Raw genomic sequence first — 1,284 nt, 5'->3', positions numbered from 1 at the left:
TTGATGCGCAGAACAAGGCAGCGTTGCAGAGCGTGTTCGATCAGGATGGCTCGACCTTCTTCAAGTTCGCCGACACGGTGGGCAAGGTCACTGTGTCGGATGTTGCCCACATGGGCTCGGGCGAGCAGAAGGGGCGTTACTACAAGTTCAACGGTACGGCTGACCAATTCATCGTCGACGCCGACGGCAACGTCGTCAACGTCGTTCGCAAACACGAAGTGCGCTTCTTCGACCGGGCCGCGTCATGAGTCGCCTTTTTCAACTTTCGATGCTGCTTGGTCTCGCGTGGTCGGCGTCTGTGCAAGCGGATTGCCTTGACGATGCGGCGCGCTACCACCGGGTCAGCGTGCAGGTGGTACGCGCGATCGCGCAACAGGAGTCGGGCATGCGCGCCAACGCGACCAATCGTAATCGCGATGGCAGCGAGGACATCGGTCTGATGCAGATCAATTCCTCGTGGCTTCCCAGACTCGCCCGCTTTGGCATCTCGCGTGAGCACCTGTTCGATGCGTGCGTCAACGCCTATGTCGGCACGTGGATCCTCGCCTCCAACATCCGGCAATTCGGACCCACCTGGCGTGCCGTCGGAGCCTACAACGCGGTGTCATCGAACAAGCAGCTCGTCTACGCCAACACCATCTATCGTCGCCTGCAGCGCGCCAACTGACCAACATGACGCCCACTTATTCTTTTCACATGAACCGCGCCAAGCGCATGTTCGCTCAGTTGTTTGCGTGTCTGGCCCTGACAACGGTGGCAACGCTTGCAGCGGCAGCCGATCCCGACGAGTCGCGCCTCGCTCCGCCGCCGGGCGACGGCTGGCAGATGCTTGCGGCTCCCGGCTCGCGTTCTGTATCGGCTCAGATCGCGATGACGAGTCCTGCACCGACCACTGCGTCTGCGCCGAAGGCGCTCGCAGGTGCGGCTGCTCCGACGCCTCTTGTAGGTGCGCCCGCAATGAGGCCTGTTGTTTCCCTCGATGTTGCGCCGGTCGTCGTGCCAAGGACTGCCAGCGCGCCGGGTGGTGTCCTGTCCTTCACGATCACGCCGCAAGACATCAATTTGCGTAACGCGCTCGATCGCTGGCTACAGCAGCAAGGCTGGCAGCTCGCCTGGAAGATTGATGACGATCTGCCCCTGGAGTTCAACGCGACCTTCTCGGGTGACTTCAAGTCGGTGCTCACGCAAGTGATGCAAGCCACCAATCACATGCGCACGCCTACGCGCCTATGCAAGCACACCAACAACGTGATCCGCGTCGTCGCACGCGCAGCCAACTGCCAA

2 protein-coding genes and 1 pseudogene are annotated in these 1,284 nt (G+C 61.4%); all 3 read left to right on the top strand.

The window, feature by feature from the left end:
• Nucleotides 1-248 (top strand): annotated as a pseudogene (locus P7F28_RS07725) (hypothetical protein); the annotation flags it as partial.
• Complete coding sequence (locus P7F28_RS07720) at nucleotides 245-667, top strand: lytic transglycosylase domain-containing protein (protein WP_277183931.1); 423 nt, start codon at nucleotides 245-247, stop codon at nucleotides 665-667. The pseudogene P7F28_RS07725 and the gene P7F28_RS07720, both read left to right, overlap by 4 nt.
• Before the next feature lie 47 nt (nucleotides 668-714).
• On the top strand, nucleotides 715-1,284 hold a 570-nt coding region (locus tag P7F28_RS07715; protein ID WP_277183930.1), incomplete at its 3' end, for a toxin co-regulated pilus biosynthesis Q family protein.

The sequence above is a fragment of the Caballeronia sp. BR00000012568055 genome (assembly GCF_029439455.1).
GTDB lineage: Bacteria > Pseudomonadota > Gammaproteobacteria > Burkholderiales > Burkholderiaceae > Caballeronia.
The sequence above is the reverse complement of the archived record's forward strand: the minus strand, read 5'-3'. Positions and strand labels throughout refer to the sequence as shown.